This window comes from Patescibacteria group bacterium, from assembly GCA_041651155.1.
Taxonomy (GTDB): Bacteria; Patescibacteriota; Patescibacteriia; order CAIXNZ01; family CAIXNZ01; genus JAPLYF01.
This window is the reverse complement of the sequence record JBAZJU010000001.1, coordinates 136,414-159,331: the sequence shown is the minus strand read 5'-3', so window position 1 is coordinate 159,331 and position 22,918 is coordinate 136,414. Positions and strand designations below refer to the sequence as shown.

The window sequence follows — 22,918 nt, the reverse complement described above, 5'->3', positions numbered from 1 at the left end:
GACAACCTCCTAGATTTTGGGTTTATTACCCATTTTGAGTCCAACTTCAACTGAAGTTTTAAATGAACTCTAATTAGAACAAATTAACACAATTATTATTTTCTGTCAAAACAAAAAATTAAATCAAAAAAGTCCCAAGCAAGGACTTTTTTTAATTTTATCTAAATTATTTCACCTGTCCATTTGTAATCGTCGCCACATTGGAACAGGCGGAATTGCCTGAGGTGTTAAAACTGCAAACCCGATAATAAATATTGCCCACGCTGGTGATATTGACTTCTTTATCCAAATAACTTTCCACTCCTTTATTTCTAATCGCCAAATAACCAATCGCCGGAAAAGTCGGTTCTGGGTTGGTAAAAGATTTTAAAATTCTATATTCTTTGAAATCTTCCTCTGAATTTTGCGTCCAGCTTAAAGCCACGCCTGCGTCAGATATATTAGCCATTAGGCTCGGAGCTGCCGGCGCAGTTGCGCTTTGCTCTTGGCTCTGGGTTTGAGCAGTTGCCACATTCCCACAGGCTATCTTATTGCTCTGTTTGACCGCGCAGATCCTGTAGTAATATTTTTTGCCTTTATCTACTTGGGTATCTAAATAAGAATTTAATTCAATGTCAGCTGATGATTTAATGGCCGTAGTATCTGGGAATTTCAAATCCGCATTTGTTTCTGACCTGATTATTTTATAATTTTTAAAATTATCTTTGTCGTAAATTGACCAGGAGAGATAAATTCCTGCTTCCTTAACTTCAGCTGAGAGCACTAAACTTGCTTGAATTTCTTCATAATCAGGCTCCTGATCAGTTAATTTTGTCTCTAAGCCTGAATCCAAATCAAAATTCCACTTGTACCAATTTTCTTTGGCCAAAACTTTCTGGTCAAAATTATCAATTTTCAAAATATCTTTTTTCGCTGCTTTTAAATCTACCAGGGCTTTTTCATTAGGTTCAATTTTTGCTGATAAGACAGGCAAATTATCCTGGCCTAAAATTTCAACTTTAACGCTATTCTCAAAATCTAAAACCGCCAAATAATTTAAACTATCATTTATTATTGCTTCAAATTTTGTACCCGTAGCTGTTATCAGGCTATTATTATATTTGACCTGATATTGGCCGGCGACTGTCAAATTATTATAAATCCTGCCTTTCAATACTTCAATCAATATATTTTTTTCATCCAGGCTTTGCAGCGTTAATTCAGTATTTTCTCCCAGGCGAATAATTGAACCATTTTCTATTTTTAAAATAGCCTGGCTCTGGGCTCCGATCATAATCTTGTCGCCCTGGTGCAAAACAGTATCTTGGACAGCTTGCTGATAACCTTTATCAGCTATATTAACGCTCACATTGCCCTCGCTCAAATCTAAATTAACTGCCAAAATTTTAGCCAGAGCTTCAATCTCCTGGTTCTGCTCTTTACTCTGTTCTGGTTTGGAAAAATCTATTTTTGAAAAATAATTAATATAATACCAATAACCAAAGCCAACCAGGCCAATTATAATAATGATTATGATTACCCATTTAAGCGGACTAGTTTTGCGTCTATAATAATACATAACTTTAATGACAAAATTCAAATGACAAATGTCAAAATAAATTTAAAATATAAAATCTAAATGACAAAATTTTTTGTTTTCTTATTTGAATTTTGATATTATTTTGTTATTTGAGTTTTGTTATTTGTCATTTATTAAAAACTATTCTTCTTCAGTATAATCTTATAATTGCAGGAGCTTATAGATATAGTTTTTAATATCAAAATCCCTTGCCTTTATTTTAGCATTATCTGACATTTTAATAAAATTTTCCATTGCCTGCAAACTAAAATTTAATTTGTTTAATAAACCAATCTTATTATCCGGTTCAAAAAGATAGCCATTTACGCCCTCTTGAATCAGCTCAGGGATGCCTCCAATGGCCGAGGCGATAACTGGCGTGCCGAATTTAAAACTGTCATAAATAACACTCGGTGAATTTTCATAACAATCTGAAGGCACAATCGTAAAATGCACTCTTTTAAAAACTTCTCCCAATTTATTAGCGGGTATATAACCCAAAAATTCCATCCACTTCTTGTCCCCATATTTTTCTTTTAATTCTTGCTCTAATCTTCCCCGCCCCACTATTAAAAGCTGGCAATTATTTTTCTGGCTAAATTCCGCAAAAACGCTTAATAAAAATAAAATTCCTTTATGCTCTTCCAATTGCCCTAAAAACAAATAAGTTATTTTTTCATTGCTAAATTTCTTGACAAAATTTTCATTATCCAAAATTAAAGGGTTTGGCAAGACAATTTCTTTGGATTTTTTAAAAAACCCATAAGGTTTATAAAAATCCAACAGCCACTTTGAAGGCGAAACAATAACGTCCGGACTATTTACTAAAATTTTGCTGATTTTAGCATAAATTTTACAAAAAATATTTTGTTTTTCCTGGCCTTTTAAAATCAAACCGCTTGGATTTACCAGCTGGACATCATGTAAAGTATGGATATTTTTAATTTTTGACTGGCGAATTGCCAGCCAGGTTAAATAACCCAAACCCTTTACATTGTGGCTTAAAATCAAATCTGGCTTTTCCTGTTTTAATATCTTTTTAATTTGTCCGTAGGAATGCCAATTAAAAGTATCAAAAATTAACCAAAAAAATCGTTTCCATTTGGGCTGGCTATTAATCTCTATAAAAGAAAAAATATTTTTGGGATAAAATCTGTAGACTTTAATATTATCTAAAAAAGTCACAAAAAAATTAGTCTTGTTTTTTTTGCCGGAAATTGTAATCACAAAAACATCATGGCCGTCTTTTTTAAGTTCTTTGACTATATTAGAAAAGACGACTTCTGCTCCCCCGCGCCTATAAGGCTTGTATAAACTATTTATCAACCCAATTTTCATATTGATACTAATTTTCTAATTAAATACTAATCTACAAATAAGTTATATAATCCTTTACCATTAGTAGATTAGTAGCCTATTAGTAAAGACGACTTCTGCGCCCCGCGTCTGTAAGGCTTATACAAACTATTTATTAACCCAATTTTCATATTGAAACTAATTTTCTAATTAAATACTAATCTACAAATAAGTTATATAATCCTTTACCATTAGTAGATTAGTAGCCTATTCGTATATTAGTTTCCCTACCAAATTATCAAAATTTTAAATTAAATTAGCTCTGAATATAATTTTTCTAACTTTTGTATTAAAATTTCATTATTAAACTCTTTTTCAGCTTTTGCTCTGCCGACCAAACCCATTTTTTCTCTTAATTCAGAATCAGCCAATAATTTATTAACTAAACTAGCTAAATCGCCTTCTTGTTTGACTGCAAAAACATAACCATTGTGTCCATCTTCAACTACGCTTCGCACACCTGGTAAATTTGAAGCCACAACAGGCTTGGCGCAAGCCATGGCTTCAATCAAGGTTATGCCAAATGCTTCTGAACGGTCAATAGAAGGTAAGATTACTACATCTGCCAAATTATAATACTTGGGCAGATCTAAATCTGAAACTGGATCAGCAAAAATAATTTTACCTTGCTCTCCTGCTTTAGCGACCTCTTCTTGATATTTTGGCTTTAAATTGCCCTCGCCAACAATTAAAAGTTTAATCCTATAGATTGCATCTTGGCTGCCAGAATAATCTAAAACATTAAATGAATTGATTAAAAAATCAATGCCTTTAAAATAGTGGGCTTTATCTAATGCGCCGACAAAAAGCAAAATGCGGTCAAATTCCGGGTGAATACCATATTTATACAAAAGATCTTTGGTTTTTGGCGCTGGAATAAATCTTTCCAAATCAACACTTGGCGGCAATTCAATAAATTTTGCGGGATTCTTCTCAACTTGCTCTTTTATATTTGAATTTTGCGCATAATCCATGGAAGAGACAATGACTTTATCAGCTGCTTTAATAATGTGCGGCATAATAAATCTGGTGTGGAATTTAAAAAAAGGTTTCATGAATATGCCGCCAATTACATCCATCTGATAATTAATTACTAATTTCATTTTTGCACCTTTAACCAGCTTTAAGAGCCAGACAATTTCAGCCCCGCCAAAAAATGGGTAATGCAAATGAACAATGTCAAAATTTTTCAATTGCCAAAAAAGCTGAGGCAAAAACGCGCCATTGCCAATTTTTCCCCAGGGGATTAATCGTGTTATTTTAAATTCAGGCGCAGTAAAATTATTATCTTTAACATTATATAAAGGAGTAAAAACCGTAACTTCATGTCCTAATTTAGCTAAACCCAAAGACTGGTCATAAGCTACATTGCTGATGCCGCCTTTGTATGGTTTAAATCTGCAGACGACTTGGGCTATTTTCATATTGTTACAAATATACAAATCAGATACATATAACTACGAATTGGTTTCTGAATATTTGTAATAATTTGTAGTTAATTTGTAAATTTGTATCTACTACCAAATTATCAAACTTTTAATTACTTGCCAACCCTTGACTTTCATACATAAAATTGTTAAGCTGAAACAAAAATCAAGGAGGTTTAAATGGCGGACAAGAATCCATCAGATAAGGATGTTCAAATTTGGGCAGCCCATGTTATGACAGGAGAAACAAATATTTGCCTAAAATGCGGGAAACCGGCTGCTATTAAAATTCCTAATAAAGTTGCAGTTACCTGCACAGAATGCAATTTTTCCTGGGACTGCAATTCACCTGGAGAAAAAATTACCAAAAAATAAAAAGCTTCACCACTCGCCAATACAAGTTAAAAACTGGATTGGCGATTTTTTTATTGTTACAAATCTACAAATCAGATACATATAACTACGAATTGGTTTCTGAATATTTGTAATAATTTATAGTTAATTTGTAAATTTGTATCTACTACCAAATTATCAAACTTTTAATTACTTGCCAATACAAATTAAAGATGGGATTTACAACTTTATTTAAAAGCCAGCTATCTAATTCCTGAAATTCAATCTTGCCTGTAAATAATTCCACAATTTCCTTATCCCCTTTTACCCTTTTTACCCTTCTTTCCCTTCTTACCCTTCCAATTTTCTGCCACGCAGAAAATTTAAAAAAATACCCATAAGCCCTCAATTTCTCTTTCCAAAACCCTGACTTAAGTGAAAACAAAAACAAACCGATTTCCATTGCCAGCCAGGCAGGAAAAATTAAAATCAAAGTTCCCGGCTTATAATTTTCCAAAAGGCAAATAAAGCGATTGCGTTCCATAAAATAATACTTCTTTATGCTTTTGCTAAATTCATATTTATGATAAATAACAGCTTGAGGCACCACTAAAATTTTATATCCTGCCAAGCGCATGCGCCAGCCCAAATCTAAATCTTCATGGTACATAAAAAAATCAGGGTCAAAAAGCCCGATTTTTTTCAGCACATTTGTTTTAATTAAAACCGCGGCTCCGCTGGCATAGGCGATTTCTTTTAGCTCTAAATTGCCGGCAAATTTCTGATAACCGCCGCTGGAAAAACCAAAACCTAAATAATGGATTGAATTACCCAAAGAATTAACCTTATCTTTTTCGGGATACAACATGATGCGCGGCTGAACCGCTCCAATATCTTCTGCCTTGGCTGTTTCTTCAACTAACTTTTTTAAAAAATCAGGTTCAGAAATCGTATCCTGATTAATCAAAAGAACAAAGTCAAAGTTTTCAGCCAGAGCCTTTTTTATGGCAATATTATTACCTTCGGCAAAACCTAAATTTTCATTATTAATAATAATTTCAGCCTGCGGAAAATTATTTCTAACAAAATCAACCGAACTGTCTATTGAGGCATTATCAACAAAAAAAACTTTATAATCTTCTTTTGGATAATCCAAACTCAATAAACTCGTCAAACAAGCTGATAAGTATTCTAAACCGTTATAATTTACAATAATGATTGCTACTTTTTTCATACTTCACAAAAGGATAGAGCCAACCCTCTACCCTTTTAAATATTCTACTTAATGCATAATATTTAATCCTAATCCTTAATTTCTTCAACTTTGCTCCAATCAATTATCACCTTATTGGCTTTGCTATATTCCACTGTTTCCTCCAAGCCTTTCTCTAATAAAGTAATCGGAAACCACTGTAATTTTTCTCTGGCCAGGCTGATATCTGGCAAACCTAAACGCGACATAAAAAGAAGAGGTTCGGCATAATGAATTTCCGCTTCCGAATCAGTCATTTTTAATATTTTTTGGGCAACCTCTGAAATTTTATATTCTTCTGGGTTACCGATATTAAACGGGCCAGACTCGGTTGAGGCCATAATTTTAAAGCAAGCGTCAATTACATCTGTTATGTAACAAAGGGTGGTGGTAAAATTTTCATCGCCATAAATAATCAGCGGTTGATTATCTAAAGCCGCGACAATAAAATCCGGGATCATGTGGCCGACAAAAAGCGGCATGCGCGGACCATAGGTGGTAAAAATTCTTAAAATTTTGGCATCTATATTATAAAACTGACGATAAGTATAAACCAAAGTTTCAGCAAATCTCTTGCCTTCATCATAACACCCTCTGGGAGTTAAAGGGCTTAGCGGATAATAAACATTTTCTTTCATCACAGGATCTTCACCCCCGCGCGGTCCATAAACCACTGAAGATGAGAAATGAAGCAGTTTGGCTTTATATTTAACAGCTAAATCCAAGGCGCGGATTGTGCCCAGACTGTTTGTCTGGGCAGTGTAAACAGTCTGCTTGGTAAAATCTTTAGGCGAGGTCGGACAGGCTAAATTATAAATTTCCTGGATGCCCTGAAATTTTACTTGGAAGCGCTCTAGTTCTTTGTATTTTTCTAAATCAGTCAGATTATTAATATCATCATTAATAAAAATAAAATTTTCATTTTGCAGAAGATGGTCAATATTTTCCCTTTGTCCGGAAATAAAATTATCAAAGCAGATGACCTTGCTCTTTTGCACTAATTTATCGCACAAATGTGAGCCAATAAATCCAGCGCCCCCTAGTACTAAAATATTTTTTTTCTCAAATAAAGCTTTGGCTTTTGCCATAATGTTTAAATTAGTTGTTAATTCAAATAATTTGATATTCCTATTTTAGCAAAGTTTACCATAAAAATAAAGCCCCCTTAAATTTTGGGGGCTGGCCTAAATGTCCAGCGGCGATTGGCAAAAAAATTCCAAAATAAGCCGATTATTATGGCAATAATTTTTGCCGCCAGGTCAAAAACCTTAAAATATTCAACTAAGCCGAATAAAATTGAATTATAGAGTAAAAAATAAACCAAATTTACCAGGGCGAATTTCAGATATTGAGTATGCAGTTTTTTTTCATTATTTTGAAATGTCCAATATTTATTAACAAAGAAACTAAATGTCATGGCCGCTAAAATTGCCAGGATATTCGCGTAAAGGAAATAAAGCCCAAGAACACGGTTAAAAAATAAATATACTGAGAAATCAATCACAGTATTAATTGCGCCCACCAGACAGAATTTAAAAAATTGCCGATATATAAGCTTTTTAAATATAATCATTTTAAAATATTATTTATAAGCTCTTATCTATATCAATTGAAGGTACATTATTTTTCTCTATGACAGGATTGAAATCTAGCGCGCTATTTATGTCAGCGCCAATTTTATAAATAGCAAAATAAGAATCTGGCACATCAAAAATTAATTGCGCCCAAACATTGCCATACAATGCCTGGACTATTGTTTCATTTTTAATCCATCTTAGAATACCGCCCTGGGTTACTGCATACACTTTTGGATCAGTTTGAATTTTAACCATTGCGCCTGGCCTGTAAGTTACGATTCCTCCCAGTGTAAAATCAGACAATTCCCGATCGGAAATTTGTTTAATGCCCTTAAAGCTGTCATACCAGCTAAAAAAAACCTTTTGATCCGGGAAAGTATAGCGTTTGCCATCACTGCCTAAATAATAAATTGCAGCCGTGGAACCCTTGATCAATTGGCTGTTAATTACAGACATTTTCAAATTCTGAAAAATTTTAACCGGATCTATCAAGCCATTGCCCATTTTCCCTACAAAGGCAGGATTTAGCGCATCAATATTTTCAGCATTCTTATTAATTGCATCCATGATCTGCTGGTTGGTCAATTCCGGCTTATATGATTTTATTAAAGCGGCCACGCCTGAAACAACAGGCGCAGCCAAAGAAGTGCCGGAAAAATTACCGCCATAATATTGATTAAAACTGCTCACCTGAGGATTATAGACCAGGGTGCCAAAAAAATCTCTGCCAGGCGCCATGATATCAACACAGCTTGAGCCGTAATTGGAAAACTCGGTTATTTTTTTAAAAATGTCTGTTGCGCCCACGCCAAGTAATATTCTTTGGCCGCCAGGACCTTGATGGCAGACTGGGTACATTTTAGTTAAATCTAAATTAATTGCCTGGCCAGCCTGATTTTCATTGCCAGAAGCAGCCACTATCACTAATCCCTTTTGATAAGCGTTGACCAATGCCTGTTCTAAAGCTAAATCATATGTGTCGCCGACAAAACTTAAATTAATGATGTTGGCGCCATTATTAATCGCATATTCAATAGCTTTAACCACGTCTACAGTATTGCCGCTGCCATTTTCATTCAGCACTCTCAGCGGCATTATTTTTACATTCCAAGCAACCCCTGTTGTGCCAATGCCATTATTGCCGACAGCCGCAGCCACCCCGGCCACAAATGTGCCGTGAAAAATGCCGTCTTCAGTGCAAGTGTTATTTTGCAAGCAACTAACATCATATTTGGGCGAAGGATCATTGCTATTATTTATAAAGTCCCAGCCGCTAATATCATCAATATAGCCATTATGGTCATTATCAATGCCATCGCCTAGGATTTCCTTTTGATTAACCCAGATATTATCATGCAAATCAGGGTGTGAAACATCAATGCCAGAATCAATGACTGCGATAATTACATTTTTTGAGCCGGTTTCCTGCGCCCAGATTTGGGGCAGGTTTAATTTTTCCAAATACCATTGCCGGCTATAATATGGATCATTTGGCAATAATTCCTGCGCAAAAGCAAAACTGCCCACTAAAAGGCTGGATATTAAAAGACCAATAATGAATTGAAACTTCTTCATTTATAATTAAACTATTTAAAATTGACTTAAAATTTAAAATTTAAAATTTAAAATTCTATAATAACCCCTTATCAATATTAATCGTACCAGCCGCATTTTTAACATCAACCGGACTAAAATCACTCAAAGAATTTATCTGGTTTCCCGTCAAGTAATTAACAAAAAAAGCATCTGAGACATCCTCAACCAGTGTATTCCATTTAGCGCCATACAGCTGGATAGCCAGTTGCTCAGAGGTAATCCAGCGCAAAGTTCCATGGCTGTCTATGGCGTAAACTTTTGGATCAGTAGTAATTTTAACAAGTTTAACTCCCGGACGATATGTCACATTCCCGCCGATTGTAATTTGTCCGAGCTGTTCATCAGTAATTGCTTTAACTCCAGAAAAATCATTATACCAGGTCAAATATGTTTTTAAATTGGGAAAAACATATCTTTTGCCATCAGCCCCGTAATAATAAACAGCCGGAGTTGAGGCTTTGATTAAATCCCCAAAATTAAGGCCAAAAGCAGGCTGAATTCCCGTATTAACGTTTAAAGTTAAAGTCTGCAAAAGCGTATCAGCAACCTTAACTGCTATTGTTTTCAGGCCTAAAGCGGTGGATCTTACTTCAAAAACAATTTTCCCGCTTGCATCAGAATTATTAGTCGGATTGGAAATAATCACATCCGAACTCGTTTCCACTGTTATCTGACGATTCGCTATTGGCAGATTGTTTTGATCTTTGATAATTACAGTGACCGTGGCCTTATCCAAACCGTCATTTTTAATCCCTGACTTATCAATTGTCGCTGCTGAATTTGCAACTGAAAATAGCTGCTTATTCACAGTAATCGTTAATGGATTGGTCTGGGTAGTATTGCCCCAGCCATCGCGCGCCAAAACACTCACTGTATGTTTTCCATCGCTGATATTCTGCCAATTATAATTCCAGGTATAGTTAAACTGATCGTAATTATCAATGCTGATTGCCTGATCATCAATAATTATCTGGAATGTTTGCAGATAAGTATTGCCCTGATCACGCACCAAACCGTTGATAATAAAATTATCATTTGTTAAAATCGCGCCATCATTCAAATTTGCTAAAATCACTTTTGGCGTCAAGCTATCAACTGACGAGGTGCTGGTTACTTGTGTATTGGCATTATCAATGTTCACATCAGTCGGTCCATTATTGCCAGAATCCATAAAAATGCCAAAGTCGCCGGCATCATAGCTGCCATTATTGTTATTATCCGTTAAAATAGGAATCTGCATATGAATGGTGGTTGAAGCACTCAAACTGGAATAAGTTTCCACTGAGATAAAAAATCTTTCACTTGTATTGATTATTTCGTTAAGGTTTTCAATTGACCAAGACAAGTATGTCGTTGAATAGCTCAGAGTCCCGATTTCGCGGTCAATGCCCATGCCCTGGAACCCAAGCGGCCCTTCATCAGCCCACAATTTCATATATGTTATATCGCGCAAGTAGCTGGAAGTGCCTAAATTTTTTAAAGAAATTGCCTTAACCGTATCGGCATTTAGAGTAATTAAGCTGAAATCCATGACCAAATCATCAAAAGTACCGCGGTAAAAAGTCGTATAAGGCGCGCCATTATTAACAATAGCATTGGACTGAAATGCCTTAGCTTGAGGCACAACTAAAATTAATGAAATCAAAAATAAGAAAATGATTTTACGCATAAGTTTTGATTTAAAATTTAATTATTGATTTATATGTATACCTTAATTTTATCAAAATATCGCTTTAAAAACAAACCAGCCCATAAAAATGAGCTGGCAACGGAACTCAATTCCGAATTACTTCCTAAACAACCGCTTATAATTATCTACAATTGGGAATTGAGTCCCAAATTTCCTCGTCGGCGAGACAAGCGTATCTCGCCGACGAGCCTAGGAGCTGTAATCTTTAAATTTTTTATCTCGCCAAAGGATTGCTATAAATATTGCTTCTGAAAATAAACTGGGCAAATTGATAATTACCTGCTCCATTTATCGCGAAATCAACATTTGCCGGATTTGAATCGCTTAAATAAAGCTGAATGCTATCCCCTGCGCTGGTCGCGCCTTGAGTATCAGCGTAAATATATAATTTTTTTGTGGCGCCGGCTGCAATTGCCAAATTATTAGGATTGCCAAAGGTAAAAGTTGCGCTGGCGCTATTACACACATCAACTGCCTGAGTGTCCAGCACATTGCCAGCTTCATCTTTCAAAGTGAGCCCCAAACCAAGGCCGGCAGTACAATTGTGCGCGATATCAACCCTTAACTTATTAGCCACGCCAGAAGTATTTGTCCCTGCGTTTAAAAAGTCCACCTCATCAGCCGAGTCAGCTGTCACATCATAAATAGCCAGCAAGGTATTGGCTCCAGGCACTAAGGCTCCTTTTGGCGAAGCAGCATCCAGGCTGAAATAAGGGTAAGAGGCTAAGATATAATATATTTTAGAGTCAAGTACGGCGCTGCCGTTTATTTGCTGGCCAGAAGCCTTGCCTGTGGCCACAATATCAGTTCCAGCCGCTACAATTGCGTGAAGCGTATCGCCATTTTGCACTGTCACCCCATCAACTAACACAGCATCAACTGCAACTGTCAAAGTAACACTTTGGCTGGCAGGTATAATTATCGTATTGGTAGGCAAAATAAATCTGGCATTTTTATTCACTGAGTCCATAATCGCAGTTCCCACCGGTTCGCTGATAGAAATGCCGTCATTTCTTTTGCTTGAATATAAATACCAGGTATTAGCTACTTTGCCAGTGCCTGTATCAGTGATTGTGACGCTATTTAAATCCATATCTTCTGCCTGGCCTGCCTGGACTTTAAACGAAGCTACGCCCTGTTTACTTCTGCCAGCAATTAAAATTCCTTCCGGCGGGGTTAAACCTGAAATATTGGCAGAAGAGCTGCTGCCCAGATAATTTCCTAGCATTGGAAAGATGCCATTAATTGTGCCTGGAGCCAATTTAATGTCACTGGCTGAATTAATACCCAAACCTATAGTATTACCACTTGAGATTGTTTGGCTAATGTTTGCCCTGATATATACGCTCACAGGACTATTTGGATTAACAATTAAAGCAGGGCTAAATGTAACTAAGGCTTTGCTATCAGAACCTAAACTCGCAATACTGCTAATCGCCACATTACTGGTATTAACAAACTGAATATTAGTTACATCATTATTTGTACTCAAGCCAAAACGCGTTACATAGATTGAATTAATGCTGACTGCTGAATTACTCGCGCTAAAAATAATCTTAGTAAAATTAACAGTCGTACCAGCAGGCACAGTACCAGCAGCCGGTGTATCAGGTGCCAGAGAAACTGTCAAAACTGAACCAACAGTCGGCATAATCAAGCTTTTATCAGCATTAATTGAAGGGGAAGCTGCGGTTGTGGCTGCAGGATTATAATCAGTCAGATTATTAATTGGCGAACCAACATTATAATTCACATAAAATGAATCAGGCACATCATCAACCATTGTCGCCCAATTTGCGCCATATAATTGCGTGGCCAAAGAGGCTGTTGTTATCCAGCGCAATGTCCCATTGCTAGCCACAGCATAGACTTTGGGATCGGTCGTGATTTTTACCATTTTAACTCCGGGTCTGTAAGTAACGTTGCCGCCAATAGAAATAGCAGACAATTCTGCATCTGTAATTATTTTCACACTGGAAAAATCAGCATACCAGGTTTTAAATGTTTTTTCATTGGGAAAAACATAGCGTTTGCCGTCATTGGCATAATAATAAACCGCAGGCGTGGAAGCCTTAATTAAATCGCCTGAATTAATTGTGGCTGCCTGCGCGCTTGGTGTAAAAGCAGACAAGCCAATAGACCACAATATGGTCATAGCCACAATTCCGATTGTGAAAATTCGTTTTGACATAATTTTAAAATTTATAATTAATATTTTAGGATCTATTTTTTGGATTATTTCTGTCAAGTTCCCATCTGATCGGATTTAAGGCAATATATTCTTTAATTCTGGCATAATCATCTTCGTCCCGGACAATGTGTTCGTAATAGCCAGATTGCCAGGCAAAATAATTTTCTCCAAATTTTTGATTTATTCTTTTCTTGGCAACCCCTTTAAAACCACGAATTATTGAGGCCAAATTATTGCGTTGCGGGCCGAATGTGGGTTTCTGTAGAGACGCATTGCAATGCGTCTCTACAACATCCCCAATTTCTTTAATTTCTATAATTCCATGAATATGATTCGGCATTATAATAAAATCATCCAACGCCACATTCGGTCTGATCTTTGGCGTATTTAACCATTCTTCAAACACGATTTTCCCAATTTCCGATAAATAAACCAAACCATTTTTTACATCCCCTAAACAACAAAAACGATCCTTGGTACAAATTGTTACATAATATAAACCCGGCCAAGAATAATCCCATTCTTTTAAACGAACGGAATCTGTACGATATTTATTTTTAAATAATTCATTCATATTTTTATTTTTCCCCACCTTAATTTTACCATTCAATTTCCAAAATATAAAGCCCTGCACCGGAGAGAAGCGACTGGTGCAGGGCAAAAAACAAAACCACCCGGAAAGGCCAGGCGGTCTGTAAATATATATATTCAAATATTAATTCATCAACTTCATAAAATCATCTGCGGATAATTCTGCATCGCGCAATATCTTTAATAATAATGATCGGTCAATAACTTTATAATCAGTAACAGCAACCATCCACGCCTTTGATGCCTGATAGATTCATAACCAACCTTATTAAGAACTTTAATCAATTTCCTGCCGGAAATAATGGGTAAGCGGGTCATAAATTAAACGGTAATGGTATGCAAACTAAATTCTGTTGATTTATATTCCTTCAAAGTATTTCTGGCGTCTTTTTCTGCCAAAATCAAAGATATGACTTCTTTAATATTTCTAAGCGCCTCATCAATTGTTTTACCCTGTGTAAAACAACCGTCAAAAAGCGGGCATTCTACAATATAAAAACCATCTTCCCCTTTTTCAATAACAATAGGCAATTGCCTGCCAAATTTTGAAATTTTTAACCTGCCTGCCGGCAGGCAGGATTGTTCTTTCATATTTTTTAAATAAAATATTAAATAATTGCTCCTTTCATAATACCATAAATCCCTAAACAAAACAAATAAAAAACTCCTGTAAACACCCCCTCCTTAAACCAAATTTATGGGGTTTTCCACCTTAATTTTATCATAAAAATAAAGAGAAATCATTACAGAGGACCTTAACAAAGAAAAATCATTACAGGGGACTTTCTTGTCCGCCATAACTCACAGAGCGACGGTGGAAGTCCCCGTAAGGTAATGGGGTCATTCGCGGACTGAAGTCCGCTATAAAGTACCATTTTTTATAATATCCTTTGCCGCTTTTAAAAAATTCTTGGCATGTTCCAATAATTTTTCCGCGTTAATTTGGCTATAATCTCCGTAATAATCCGCGGCTTCCCTCAGATTTTTCGCTTCGGCCATTGCTTCAACCAGTGACAAATCCAATAATTTGTTTCCAACATACAATGCTCTGATTGCCTGAATAAGGCAATAATGGCTATGCTCCCGATAATTTTGATAATACAATAAGGCTCTCGCTGAATGAAACATAGAATAATACGTCTGAATCACGCACCAGCGAAAATTGCCGTCACTAAAGCTTGCCGAGGCAATCTTCAAGTCTTCCTCAGCCAATCTGATTTCCTTAGGGGCAACAAACTTCCCCCTGGAAAATATTTTTATCTTGCCCTTGTCCAGGCAATCATTAAAATCTTGATTCATATAATTTAATCCCGTTTTTTATTTCCCTAAAAAACTCCGGTTCCTTAATTTCCATTTCGCTCCACTCATTCGGTTTTTTAATTATGGCCTTAAGAAGCAGTCGGTTAATTTTGGCTGGCAGTAATTTTCTTATTTCCAACGGATTATTGGTTAATATAAAAATATCAATATCGCTTTTGGCAGTCTGTTCGCCCCTGGCCGCGGAGCCGAATAAAATCACATTGAGGCAGTGATTTTTTATTTTCTTAACCAAAGGCAAAAGGCTCTCCACAATGCCTGCCGAGCGCAATTGTTTAAACAAAGGGCTGCTAAAGTTAATTTTAAAAAACTTCATATTCCCTTTTTGCTCAAAAACAACCACGCCTGCCTTTAGCAGAGCCTTGAGGCTGTTATGGGCGCCACCCAAAGATATCCCCAATCTGTCGGAGATTTCCTTAGAAAAAAACTGTTTTTCAGGCCAATCAGCCAAGAAATTAAATACTTTCTTATTGAGAATGGTCAATTTAATATTCATAAAATTGAAACTACTTTCATTTTTATTGAAACTACTTTCATTTTACTTCTTTTTCTGCCAAAAGTCAATACGGCATAAAACCCAAATTTATGGGGTTTCCGACCTTAATTTTATCGTAAAAACCAAAGCCCTGCACCAAATGTGTTACAGAGCAAAACAAAAAACGCCCTTTAAAAAATGGCGAGATTTGTGTTTTTCATCCGACTTCGGCGAAGGCACTCAAGGGACAAAAACGATATCTATGTCCAGCGAAGCCCGCTTCGCGAGGCGAGCCGAGACGAGTTATTTTAATTTTTTCAAATCTGTTATTTCAATTCCGGCTGCCTTTAAAATAGAGTGGAGGGTACCTTTTGGCAAATCTTTACAATGGAATGGCAATGTAATTCTTTTATTTGAAGCGGATTGAAAAAGGATATAGTGGCTGCCGGCTATATGGTCTGTTACAAACCCGCATTTTTCCAATACTCGTAAAAGTTTCTTTGGAGTTAATGATGGCAATTTAGGCATAAAGTCTAGAGTGCTTTTGAGGAAGCCTAATTAAACTAATAAAACTTTCCTCATCTGACTGTATTTCTTCTTTATGTTTTTTTACTGATTCAATATAGCCATAAATTGCATCAATCGCCATTTTTTTAGCTTCTTTTAAATCTTTGCCGTAAGTAATACAACCTGGCAAAGACGGAACTATTGCAGTAAATCCACCTTCTTCTTCAGGCCTAAAAATAATATTAAATTGTAATTTATTTTTTTCTTTCATATTTTTTAAATTGAATATTAAATAATTGCTCCCTTTATAATACCATAAATCCCTAAACAAAACAAATCAACCGTCCCACTCCCTCCACGATCTTCCCCAAAAAACAAAACCCAAAGCCCTGCACCTTAGGTCATGATAACCTCCATACCCCCTCCTTAGAAAAGGAGGGGGATTGGGGGAGGTTGATAAATTCCTCCCAAACCACCATTCTTCCACCAAAACAAAACCCCCCTGACTTGCGCCAGAGGGGTTCGCTATTCTATTCCGCGAGCGCGGAAAGAATATATCTCAGTGAATCAACAATTATCTAGAAAGTGCATTGGCATAAATTGAACCACGAGCAGTAATGGCAGCAGTTGCAAAAGCACCTGCACCATTAATACCCCAAGTAACATTGCCAGCAGCAGCATCTGTAATAGAAGCCTGTAAATTATCACCAGCAGTTGTTGCACTAGTAGTAACACCATAGACATATACTTTCTTGGTGGTACCTTTAGCAATAACTAATGGGTTAGTCCAGACTTCAAATGTCTTATTGCCAACAGTACATGCATCAGCAGCTTCTGTTGCGGTAGATAAAACTGTGCCACCTTCGTCTTTCAAAATCATATTTGTAGCGCCACCAGCACCAGTACAAGCTTCAGCCATAGTAACTACTAATTTTGTGCCTGCGCTTCCAGCGTCATCAAAGGAAATATCATCAGCTGAATCAGCAGCAATATTAAAGATGGCTACTAAAGTATTAGCGCTTGGCACTAAGGCACCGCTTGGAGAAGAAGCATTTAGGCTGATAGTTGGTTTTGAAGCAAATGCCAAATCTGTAGCAGCAGTTTTTGGGAACCAGCCAAGACCATTAAAGATGGTGGCTGGGACACCAGAAGACACGCCTGTAGCATTTATGCTTGCAGCTGCAGTAATTTCTGGGATTAAATCATCACCATTAATTACAGTAGCGCCATCAACAGGGGCGATGTCTGCTTTAAGAGTCAAGACAACACTGCTATTAGATGGAACAACAATTGTATTATCAGCTAAAATGAATTGTGGCGCAAAACCGCCAGCAGCTACAGCAACCGGATCAGCAATTGAACCGCCATCAGCGCGACTATTTGCATACAAGTACCAATTTGATGCAACTGGATTTGTAGCAATTGCCGCAACATCATTAACCAAAAGATCATCAAGTTCAATAGCTTCAATATTATCAGCTGTTAATTTGAAAGCAGCAACAGTAACCTTTTGTGCACCACTAACTACAATATTAGCTAATGGAGTAGAAGCATCTAATGACGCAGTTAAAGTACCAGAAGCAGATACAAGCATTACCTGTCCCAAAGTAATAATAGCTGGGATAACAGGAGCATTGCCTGTTGATTTACCAGTTGCTGTTATAGGCGCAGCAATACTAATCTGGTGAGTATCTGTAACAAATGCTAAGGTTGATAAATTACCAACAACAGCAATCTTAACATAAGTTCCTTTTGGAACAGTGATAACTTGTGTTAAGTTAATTGCTTTAGTAGTAGCAAGTGTTGGCTGCTCATTATTAGAAACCTTTGTTTCATAAGCATCACCACGAGTAGAACTAGCTGATGTTAAATCTGCCCAGATTGAAAGATTCTGCAAAGCAGTCATATCATCAGTATTACCAACACCTAAAGTATCCAAAACTGTAACAGATGAAACACGAACATCTTCACCAGAAGCAGTTGCATCTAATGAAGTAGTTGCCCAGACAAAATTCTGAGTACCAACAGCAATTGATCTAGCAGCTGGTTGAGTTAAATTGGTAACAGTTAATGCTACACCCAAGATAGTCTCACCATTGCCAGCGACAGCAACAGCAGGCGTTGGAACTACACTTTCACGAGTTGTAACCCCAGTTGCTGTAATATCAGCGCTTGGAGTTAAACTAGCTACCAAAGTAGCTGTTGCGCCAGCTGGAGCATTGCTCAAAACATCAACTTTAACAGTGTATTTATGAGTACCAGTTGGTACAACATAAGTTTCATTGAAAGTAACAGTTGTAACACCACCGGCAGCGCCGACAGATACATTTGTTAAATTCTTTGGGCCCGCAACAACTAAACCGTTTTCATCAACTAATTTCACATTAGCAACTCTATTCCAGTTTGGAACAACATTATTAAATGCAGCACCTTCTGTAATTGTAACCATAGTTGAAGTAATCTTAATAGATTCACCTCGTACTTCATAATCATAAGTTGCAATTGCCTGATCAGAAGCGCGAGCAATATTACCAGTAGCTGGAGAAGAAGTTGATTTAGTAACATTTAATAAACCAGCGCCTACGGTTTGACCACCTACTCCTGGAATACCTTGACCATCCCAGTTTAATGGAGGAGTCACAGCAACTATTGGAGAAAGATAAAAACCATAGGTATTACCCTTAACAGTTACTAAAACATCAGTACCATCAGTTAAATCAACATCAATAACGTTGCCTGAACCGCTTACGATATCAGCATAAACCTGGAAAATGTGTTTACCACCTCTTGGAATAACAACATTCATGCTACCAACAGTAACACGAGAATTTGCATCCCATGAAGCAGCAGTGCCCAATGTTCTACCTTCTGTCAAACTGTATAATTCAATATTAGCTGAATCAGCAGTATTTGCTGAACCAGCTTCAATTAAACTCATAGCTTCAATAGTCAAATCTTCATTTGCACCAGCCATGACGTAAAATTCAGAGACCTGAACTCTTTTTGCGCCAGCATCTGGCATAGTATCGACAACTGCTGCATCTTGGCCAACAGTAGCACTGCCAATGTTAGCTAAAGCTACAATTGACATGTAGTTGCCAACGACTGGGAATGCACCGCTAACAGTACCTGCTTCCAATACTACATCAGTATTTAATGCAACGCCCAAAGCAACCGTGTTGCCAGCAGGAGCGCCTAATCTGATACTAGCACGGACATAATATGAGACTGAAGTATTAGCAGCAATTTCTAATGATGGAACAAAAGAAATTAATGCTTTGCTGTTTGAACCAAATGAACCAACATCGCCAACAGTAGCGCCAGCAACATTGATTAATTTAACATTTTCAACATCATCGTTTGCGCTTAAGCCTGAACGAGTGATGTATAAAGATTTAACTTTAACAGCTGCGGAACCAGTAGCTAAAATGATCTTTGACATATTAGCAGCAGCACCGCCAGCAACTGTAGAAGCAGCTGGTGTATCAGATGCTAAAGAAACATTTAAATTACCGCCAGTTGTTGTTGCGCCTGCTAAGCCCTTATCAACATTGATTGATTGAGCAGCAGCAGTTGCAGCAGATGGAGAATAATCAGAAACATTGCTGATTTGAGCGCCAATAGAGTAATTAACAAAGAAAGCATCAGACACATCAAGAATCATTGCTCCCCAGTTAGAACCGTATAAAGAAGCAGCAAGTGATTCAGTGGTTACCCACCTCAATGTGCCATTTGCAGCCACAGCGTATACTTTTGGATCAGTGGTGATTTTCACCATTTTAACGCCTGGTTTGTTAGTGACATTGCCGCCGATTTGAATGGTGGCTAATTCTCCGTCAGTGATAGTTTTCACGCTGGAGAAGTCAGCATACCAGGTTTTGTATGTTGGTTCGTTTGGGAACACATACCTTTTGCCGTCAGCACCGTAGTAATAAACTGCTGGTAAAGAAGCTTTGATCAAATCGCCAGAGCTAAAAGTTGTAGCCTGAGCGGTTGGAACAAATGCTGCTAGACCGACAGCCCAAAAAATGGTCAATACTACCACGCCAACAGTAAAAATTTTCTTAATCATATTAAACTTGTCCTTTCTTAAACTCCTTGCCCGATCGCCAGAGTAGGAAGTTAAGTTTCTTTCTTGCCTCTTAGAGGCTTGAAAGTAATCCTGTTCCCAAAAAGGTCTTCTGGTTAAACCAGAAATCGACCTTTACCCTTTGAAATCCAGGCCTTAATCTTCATACTTTAACCTAGCTTTCAAACAAAGAGCATTAATTAGCTTGCTTCGGATCTTTAAAATCCAAAGCTGTGTCCTCTGCAATTAAGCAGAGAACGAGCGGATAAACCGCCAAGGAAACCCTGCATAATCCCCTTGGCGATTTACCAGCTATTATTAATTAAATTGTAAATTTTATCAAATACCAAATGACCAATATAAAATACCAAAAGAATACCAAATACCTAATACTTAATAACCAAAATAAACTCAAAATTTAAATAACTAATACTTAATATCAAATAACTAAACTACTTCTTTTTCGCGCCGATGCTGGCAAAGATGCGGGCTAGTTGGTGGGATTCGTCAATCAGAGGTTCAATTTGCAGTTTAAAATTGGGGTTAGTGTGCAGCAACAATTCCAACCAATACTTACTTTCTTTAGACTCCCTACGACAAATCGCAATTTTATGTAAAAAATCCTTTTTAGTTATTGTGTCATTTGCTTCTCTATAATTTGCCCCGACTGAACAGCACGCTCTCACAAATTGCTTAACCAACTCCAAACTTATAACATCCTTCTGCAATTGCTTGCACAAATCAAGGCAATTTTTCGCAAATTTTAATGTCCTATCCTCCAAATCAAAATCCATATTTTTACTTTAATTTTTATTTTTGTTTTATTATTTTCCGCCAGAGGCGGAAATTTTTATTTATTTCTTATTTTTTGGTTATCTAGATTTTGTCATTGATTATTTTTTTGTTATTCAAGTTTTGTTATTTAAATTTAATTATTTGAATTTATTTTGTTATTGATGCTTTGTCATTTGCCTTCGCAAACCGTAGTTTGCTACTGCAAACGAAGGTTCGTCATTACATCAACCGGTTCACCTACCTTCACTTCTTCCGGTGCTTCTAAATAAACACTATTTGCCTTAATCACTTTATTGACCAAAGTCATAATGTCATCAGCCTGTTTTACCAGATCAAAAGCCTGGCTCACAGAACCGCTTTTTACATAATCACGCGCTCTGACCAATAAGGCTGCGGCTTCTGCAGGCTTATTTTTAATCTCATCAATCGTTGGCAAAACCTCTTCAGGCTGGCTAACTATTTGCTCATCTTGCTTGATTTCAGCTGAACTATTAGTGTTCTGTAATTCTGGCTGGGCTTCTTTAACCGGTTCTGGTGATGTATTAGTATTGGTATTAGCAACTTCCTGAACGGAGCTAAGCTCCGAAGCGTCGGAGCTTAGCTCCGTTTTCGCCAAGGCTTCTTTATCCGCCAAAACCTTAGCGGCGGCTTCTTCCTCGGCTTTTTTGGCAGCTTCTTTATCCGCCAGAGCTTTGGCAGCGGCCGCTTCATCAGCTATTTTCTTATTCTCAATAATCAGGGGGATATCACTTTTGGCTGATTCTATGTTTTTATCCAAATCATCAATTCTGGTATTAATTTTTTGCCTTAAATCATCAACTTTCAAGCCGCTATTGCCGGCTTCAAACTCTTCCAAAATCACGCTTAAAGCTTTATTGCCTGTTGCTTTGGAATCTGAAATAGCCTGTTCAGCGTTTTCACTCGCCACAAATTGCGGATTTTGATCTTGTTGATCTTTTAATATCCCGACATAAGACTTGGTCTTTTCATCAATTAAATCAGCAACTTTCAAAGCAGCCTGCTTATCAGTCGCTTCTAATTTGGCCAGATTGCTTTTGACATTATTTATGCTTTCCTGAAAATTTTTCAGGGTTACTTCCAGATTCTTCTTGTTTTTGTTTGAACCGTCTTTGGCAGTAGTCTGCTTGATTTCATCTAACCTTCTTTCAGCAAAAGCGATTTCTAAATTAGTACGTTTTTCATCATTCATAGTCAAATTAACCTGCATTCTTTCTGCGGTTAATTTCAAGCCGTATAATAAATCGCCCGGCTGGCTGTTTTTAGTCGCCCCCACGCTGGCAATCCAGGCGCCGAATAAAACGCTGCAAATTAAAATCATGCTGCCAACCGGCTTATAAACAGCCAGAAATAAATTCTGCAGCATTATTTTGTGGCTATAAGAAAATTCTGCGCTGGTCTGGGATTTGATTTGAGACAGCAAAATCTCCCGATTTGCCTTTTGCCAGGCTGAATCAGGCTTAATTGTTTTTTTCAAATTATTAATTTGTTTGAGAAGGTCGCGTTTCTTCATTGTTTTATTTGAGTTGTAAATTTTATTTTTTATCAGCTTCACCCATTAGGTCTTTCAAAGCATTCAGCGCCCTATATAAAATAACCCGCACCGCGCCTTTTTTCTTTTCCACTATTTCCGCGATCTGGCCGATTGATAAGTCTTCAATATATCTTAAAATTATTATTTCGCGATAATCATCTTTTAACCCTCTTAATTTTTCTTCTATTTTTTCAACCTGTATCTTTTTATCAATTTTATTTATTTGCTCATCAGCAAGTTCTTTTATTTCCTCCGCATCTGCTTTTATATTCTCCAGCGACACATCCTGAGCGCTGGCCTTGCGATAATGGTCAATTACTAAATTCCTGGCGATTTTGTAAAATAGCGCATTTAAATTATTGATCTTTTTGCCATCAATAATATATTGCCAGGTTTTTAAAAAAACTTCAGAAGTAATATCCTGAGCTTCATCTGGCCGATTTATTTTAAAAAAAACAAAGCGGTAGATCCTATCCACATAAAAATCGTACACGCGGGCAAATGCTTCTGAATCCTTGTTTTTCGCCCGGAATAATAGATATTTTTCTTTAAAGATATTGGTAGGCATTTTATAAGACGTTTGAATTAAAAAAATGTTACACAGCAATATAACATCTTGGAGATATTAGCAT

Annotated in this window: 20 protein-coding genes; 1 reads left to right on the top strand and 19 read right to left on the bottom strand. The window is 36.8% G+C overall.

The features are described 5' to 3' along the window. Nucleotides 1-166: 166 nt before the first annotated feature. The 3 genes from WC460_00795 to WC460_00785 form a co-directional block, all read right to left on the bottom strand. Nucleotides 167-1,558, bottom strand: a complete 1,392-nt coding sequence (locus WC460_00795) for a FecR domain-containing protein (GenBank protein MFA5187882.1) — start codon at nt 1,556-1,558, stop codon at nt 167-169. 162 nt (nt 1,559-1,720) lie between these two features. Beyond that, nucleotides 1,721-2,896: a glycosyltransferase gene (locus WC460_00790; GenBank protein MFA5187881.1), complete on the bottom strand. Its 1,176-nt coding sequence runs from the start codon at nt 2,894-2,896 to the stop codon at nt 1,721-1,723. Between the two features lie 269 nt (nt 2,897-3,165). Then, entirely contained in the window at nt 3,166-4,338 is a 1,173-nt protein-coding gene (locus WC460_00785) for a glycosyltransferase family 4 protein (protein ID MFA5187880.1), read from the bottom strand. Between the two features lie 183 nt (nt 4,339-4,521). Between WC460_00785 and WC460_00780 the strand changes: the two genes are divergently transcribed. After that, nucleotides 4,522-4,716, top strand: a complete 195-nt coding sequence (locus WC460_00780) for a hypothetical protein (GenBank protein MFA5187879.1) — start codon at nt 4,522-4,524, stop codon at nt 4,714-4,716. 145 nt (nt 4,717-4,861) lie between these two features. Here the strand turns inward: WC460_00780 and WC460_00775 are convergent, their stop codons facing one another. The 16 genes from WC460_00775 to WC460_00700 form a co-directional block, all read right to left on the bottom strand. Continuing rightward, entirely contained in the window at nt 4,862-5,908 is a 1,047-nt protein-coding gene (locus tag WC460_00775; protein MFA5187878.1) for a glycosyltransferase family 2 protein, read from the bottom strand. 68 nt (nt 5,909-5,976) lie between these two features. Then, nucleotides 5,977-7,014, bottom strand: a complete 1,038-nt coding sequence (locus tag WC460_00770) for a GDP-mannose 4,6-dehydratase (GenBank protein ID MFA5187877.1) — start codon at nt 7,012-7,014, stop codon at nt 5,977-5,979. Nucleotides 7,015-7,091: 77 nt separating this feature from the next. Next, nucleotides 7,092-7,499: a GtrA family protein gene (locus WC460_00765; protein ID MFA5187876.1), complete on the bottom strand. Its 408-nt coding sequence runs from the start codon at nt 7,497-7,499 to the stop codon at nt 7,092-7,094. Between the two features lie 13 nt (nt 7,500-7,512). Then, on the bottom strand, nt 7,513-9,078 hold the full coding sequence (locus WC460_00760) for a S8 family peptidase (GenBank protein ID MFA5187875.1): 1,566 nt from the start codon (nt 9,076-9,078) through the stop codon (nt 7,513-7,515). 55 nt (nt 9,079-9,133) lie between these two features. Continuing rightward, entirely contained in the window at nt 9,134-10,768 is a 1,635-nt protein-coding gene (locus WC460_00755) for an Ig-like domain-containing protein (protein ID MFA5187874.1), read from the bottom strand. Between the two features lie 235 nt (nt 10,769-11,003). After that, on the bottom strand, nt 11,004-12,980 hold the full coding sequence (locus WC460_00750; GenBank protein MFA5187873.1) for a hypothetical protein: 1,977 nt from the start codon (nt 12,978-12,980) through the stop codon (nt 11,004-11,006). Between the two features lie 25 nt (nt 12,981-13,005). After that, the gene (locus WC460_00745; protein ID MFA5187872.1) at nt 13,006-13,554 is read right to left on the bottom strand and encodes a transposase; all 549 of its coding nucleotides are present in this window, start codon (nt 13,552-13,554) and stop codon (nt 13,006-13,008) included. Nucleotides 13,555-13,892: 338 nt separating this feature from the next. After that, entirely contained in the window at nt 13,893-14,162 is a 270-nt protein-coding gene (locus WC460_00740; GenBank protein ID MFA5187871.1) for a type II toxin-antitoxin system HicB family antitoxin, read from the bottom strand. 270 nt (nt 14,163-14,432) lie between these two features. Then, entirely contained in the window at nt 14,433-14,870 is a 438-nt protein-coding gene (locus WC460_00735; protein MFA5187870.1) for a HEPN domain-containing protein, read from the bottom strand. Next, nucleotides 14,854-15,384 (bottom strand): nucleotidyltransferase domain-containing protein, encoded by a 531-nt coding sequence (locus tag WC460_00730; protein MFA5187869.1) that lies wholly within the window; start codon nt 15,382-15,384, stop codon nt 14,854-14,856. The genes WC460_00735 and WC460_00730 overlap by 17 nt, the downstream gene beginning before the upstream one ends. A 282-nt stretch (nt 15,385-15,666) precedes the next feature. Continuing rightward, nucleotides 15,667-15,891, bottom strand: coding sequence for a type II toxin-antitoxin system HicA family toxin (locus WC460_00725; GenBank protein MFA5187868.1), 225 nt, complete (start codon nt 15,889-15,891; stop codon nt 15,667-15,669). Next, nucleotides 15,884-16,141, bottom strand: coding sequence for a type II toxin-antitoxin system HicB family antitoxin (locus WC460_00720; protein MFA5187867.1), 258 nt, complete (start codon nt 16,139-16,141; stop codon nt 15,884-15,886). Before WC460_00720 ends, WC460_00725 begins: the two co-directional genes overlap by 8 nt. Nucleotides 16,142-16,444: 303 nt before the next feature. Then, the gene (locus WC460_00715) at nt 16,445-19,942 is read right to left on the bottom strand and encodes a hypothetical protein (protein MFA5187866.1); all 3,498 of its coding nucleotides are present in this window, start codon (nt 19,940-19,942) and stop codon (nt 16,445-16,447) included. Nucleotides 19,943-20,391: 449 nt separating this feature from the next. Beyond that, the gene (locus WC460_00710; GenBank protein MFA5187865.1) at nt 20,392-20,733 is read right to left on the bottom strand and encodes a four helix bundle protein; all 342 of its coding nucleotides are present in this window, start codon (nt 20,731-20,733) and stop codon (nt 20,392-20,394) included. Nucleotides 20,734-20,930: 197 nt separating this feature from the next. Beyond that, a complete protein-coding gene (locus WC460_00705; GenBank protein ID MFA5187864.1) occupies nt 20,931-22,265 on the bottom strand; it encodes a DUF5667 domain-containing protein in 1,335 nt (444 codons plus the stop codon). Between the two features lie 22 nt (nt 22,266-22,287). Continuing rightward, a complete protein-coding gene (locus tag WC460_00700; protein ID MFA5187863.1) occupies nt 22,288-22,854 on the bottom strand; it encodes an RNA polymerase sigma factor in 567 nt (188 codons plus the stop codon). Nucleotides 22,855-22,918: the final 64 nt, after the last annotated feature.